The sequence below is a fragment of the Mesorhizobium sp. M7D.F.Ca.US.004.03.1.1 genome, from assembly GCF_003998635.1.
Classification (GTDB): Bacteria; Pseudomonadota; Alphaproteobacteria; order Rhizobiales; family Rhizobiaceae; genus Mesorhizobium; species Mesorhizobium loti.
Map to the genome: position 1 here is coordinate 1 of NZ_RZQG01000562.1, position 4,021 is coordinate 4,021.

3 protein-coding genes are annotated in these 4,021 nt (G+C 61.5%); all 3 read right to left on the reverse strand.

The genetic code is table 11. From position 1 onward, the window contains the following. Nucleotides 1-210, reverse strand: a 210-nt coding sequence (locus EN935_RS25415) for a DUF1403 family protein (protein WP_127373728.1), incomplete at its 3' end; no start/stop codon positions are given. 488 nt (nucleotides 211-698) lie between these two features. Then, complete coding sequence (locus EN935_RS25420) at nucleotides 699-1,286, reverse strand: hypothetical protein (protein ID WP_127264996.1); 588 nt, start codon at nucleotides 1,284-1,286, stop codon at nucleotides 699-701. A 946-nt stretch (nucleotides 1,287-2,232) separates the two neighbouring features. After that, complete coding sequence (recQ, locus tag EN935_RS25425; protein ID WP_245489046.1) at nucleotides 2,233-4,020, reverse strand: DNA helicase RecQ; 1,788 nt, start codon at nucleotides 4,018-4,020, stop codon at nucleotides 2,233-2,235. Between the last annotated feature and the right edge of the window lies 1 nt (nucleotide 4,021).

The window sequence follows — 4,021 nt, forward strand, 5'->3', positions numbered from 1 at the left end:
GCTGGAGGCGGCGCAGCGAACCGCCAGCCGCTGCCGCCAAGCGCCGGCCCAGGCTGCCTGCGCGCGGGCGAGCGTGTCGAGGGCACCCAGGGCGGCGCCGGCCCGGAAGGCGGCGTCGCCGTCACTCGGCGCGCCGGCGCTTGTGATCGCCCACGCGGGAACGGAGGGCGGCGCAGAGGAGCTGGCGGTCGCGGGATCGAGGCGAATCATAATTTGGAGAGTAAAGTGCCGGTGCGCTTTTCGCCATGATTTTCGTGCCAAAACGCACAGCCTGTCGGATCAGCACAACGACTGATAGTGTTGCATTATCAATCTCTTCACGAGTTCGTCCCTGCTAAGCCATTTGGCCAACAAGTAAGTCTCGACAGGGCACCTTTTTGCGCAGCCGGACGAAACTCCGTTCGGAAATGTGCCGGCTCGCGGCGTAGGAGCCTGCTCAGGTTCAGATGTCATGAAGGCATCTAACGCCCGATCTGCCGCGCAACTTCGGTCCCATATTCATTGCCGACGGGGTATCTGAGGGCGACGTTTTTTGCGGGTTTTTCCTGGTCGGCTTTGGAGGTGATGCTGGCGCCGATTGTCACAGGCTACTTCACTATCTGTTCCTTGACCGATGAGATCTTTTGCGCTGCGGCGCTCCCGTCTTTGCTGTGGGTCACCTTCTGACCCAAGCCCCAACGTACACACGCGGGAGTGTCCTACAAGCCATCGGTTTCGACAGATCGGATGGATTGGGCAGGCGAGCCCAAAAGCTGCGAGCTTAGAGCGGTTATAAATCGTAGTTGTAGCTGTGTAACAAACTGTGTAACAAAAAGCGCGAAAAGACTAGTATTTTCAGTATCATAGAGGTGAAAGGGAATCCCTCCCTCTCCGCCATATTTCCTGTCTGATAGATTGATTTTGTAAGATTTTTTAACGCCCACCTCTTCCTTCCCAATGCGTTTCCCAGGAAGCCGCAACCGAAGGAGATTTGGATTATGCACCGCTTTTCTGACCAGACTGTTGGCACACTCGCGTCCGTTCCCGGCATAGGCGCTACCCTGCCGGCTTGGAGCGTATTGCTTGCCGGCGACCGCCGCCGCCGCGGCAAGCACGCTGCCCAGTTTGGCGCGTATATTAGCAATCAACGATATATTAACGGCTATAATGCAACCTTTCAGTGTCGGGACGGGAACCGAACCCCGATCGACGTTCCAGCGCCCCTCTGTGCCGGGACGTTCGACCGATGCGGAGCAAAACGCATGAGAGTCGAAACAGCACTGGCACAGCTGCTGCGGATGATTCACCGTCGCGCCCTGAAATTAGCGACGTTGCCAGACGATGAAAGAGATCCGCACTACGATCTCATCCGCCTGTCATGTTGCGGAGCCGCTGAGCTGATTGGGCAAAGTCCGGACAGGGCAGCTGTCACGGCAAACAGCATGGTTGAATTTACTCGCGCAATGGTCGGGATCATTGAGACAAGCCGCGGATTAAATGCAGGACGAAGCGACCAATGGGCGCGAGCGACAGTTCTACAGTTTGGCAGCCTGGGCGATCGCAGTAGGCGTGGTCGGTGATCGCTTTATCGCACGTACCTGCCAATGGCTGGCTGATAGCTGAATAAAAACCTCGCCGCTCCATTTGCGAAGCGGCGAGGGCCCCATCGCCCCATGCCGGATCCCATGGTCCCAACACCCGGCATTGCTGACATTGCAATTGTGATGCCAGCGGCAAATGACCCATTGTGGGACAGGTTAACCGGCGCCTTGGCTAACGTCCCGCACCAGAGCCTCACCAACGCGCGTTGTGGCGGACTGCGAGCGCCGATGACGACGTCATAGGCGCCGCGAGTAAAACACACCACGGGCATGCATCCTCTGCCCCCTAGCTTGCAGCAGGCGATGCAAACCGCGCCAATAGCCTGGTGCAGGCGGTCGATTCTTCAATCCGAACAGTAACAACACGCACATCGAAAGCGACGGACCGCGAATAACCGGCGTCGTTCAACGCTATCGGGGAATAACCGTGGCGCGCCTGTCACCCCACAGGCCGGCATTATCGTGAATGTCGGTACCAACGACCAACATCCCTGCGACCTTCGAACCCAAACCGATAGCTCGGGTAGGCCTTGTGGCGAGCGAGCTGCTGAGGCGAAGCCGGGTGGTCGTACCGGCCACAAGACGGACTATCCATGAACTCAAAGGTAAGGCTTGGCCCAGGCCGCTAAGTCTGTCGCAAATTCCCCCGTGTTCAGACTGCTCCACCCGACTGGTGCGCCGCGATTGCATCCAGAAAAACCTGGCCGAACTCCTTGAGCTTGGCAGCACCGACGCCGTTCACTTCGGCAAAGGCGTCGAGGTCGTGCGGGCGGCGTTCGGCCATGTCGATCAGCGTGCGATCGGAGAACACCACATAGGCCGGCACCTGGCGCTCCTTGGCGAGGCGCAGTCTCAGCGCCTTGAGCGCAGCCAGCAGCCCGGTGTCCACATCGGCCTGCCCGAGATCCTGTGCGGAACGCGTCTTGCCGCGCAAGGCGCGGCTGCGCACCTCGACCCGATAATGGAACGGCATCTCGCCACGGCCGAGCGCATGGCCTTTTTCGGCGATGGCGAGGCCGCCATGGCCGGCCGGGTCCGGCATCAGAAACCCGCCGGCGACGAGCTGCCGAATCAGCGACAGCCAGAAATCCTTCTTGTGCGCCAGTCCACTGCCGAAGCTGGCAAGCCTCTGGTGGTTCCTGGCCAGCACCTTCTCGGTTTCATGGCCAAGCAGAATGTCGATGACATGGCCGGCCCCGAAACGTTCGCCGCTTTGCGCGATGGCCGCCAGGATGATCCGCGCCTCCGCCCCGCCATCGGCGCGCGGCGCCTGGTCGAGGCAAGTATCGCAATTGCCGCAAGGCTGCGCTTCCTCGCCGAAATAGCCAAGCAGCACCTGGCGACGGCACTGCGCCGTCTCGCAATAGCCGATCAGCGTGTCGAGCCGGCCATGCGAGCGCCTCTTGTGCTCGGCCGGTGCGTCCTCATCGTCGATGAACATCCGGCGCATGCGGATGTCGCCAAGACCGAACAGCATATGCGCCTCGGCGTCCCGCCCATCGCGGCCGGCACGCCCGATCTCCTGGTAGTAGGCCTCAAGGCTGCCCGGCATGTCGGTGTGGAAGACATAGGCGACATCAGGCTTGTCGATACCCATGCCGAAGGCGATGGTCGCCACCATGACGACACCCGACAAGGTCATGAAGCTGTTCTGGTTGGCGTCACGCGCCTCCTTGCTCATGCCGGCATGATAGGCTAGCGCGGTGACGCCGTTCTTCTCGAGGAACGCCGCCATCTCTTCCGTCTTCTTGCGCGACAGGCAGTAGACGATGCCGCTGCGGCCAGGATGACGCTCGACGAAGCGCAGCAATTGGCGCTTGCTGTCCTGCTTGGCCTCGATGGCAAGCTTGATGTTCGGCCGGTCGAAACCCAGCACCAGGGTCTCAACGCGCTCGGCGAACAGGCGGGCTTCGATGTCGGTGCGCGTGCCTTCGTCTGCCGTCGCCGTCAGCGCGATGATCGGCACGTTGGGGAAGATGCCGCGCAACCGTGACAGATCCTCGTATTCGCGCCGGAACGCCGGCCCCCATTGCGAGATGCAATGCGCCTCGTCGACAGCGATCAGGCTGATGTCGAGCCTGGCCAGCGCGTCGAGCATCCGCTCGGTCATCAGCCGCTCCGGCGCGAGATAGAGCAGGCGCGTCTGGCCCGAAGCGACGCGCCGCCAAGCGGCGATATTGGCATCGCGGTCGATCGAGGAATTGATCGTGTCGGCCGCCACGCCGGCAAGGCGCAAGGCGGCGACCTGATCCTGCATCAGCGCCACCAGCGGCGAAACGACAATGGTGAGCCCGCCCAGGACCAGCGCCGGCACCTGGTAGCAAAGCGATTTGCCCGCCCCCGTCGGCATGACGGCCAGCACATGACGCCCGGCCAGCAGCGCATCCATGACATCGGCCTGGCCGGGGCGAAAATCATCGAAGCCGAACACGTCCTTCAGG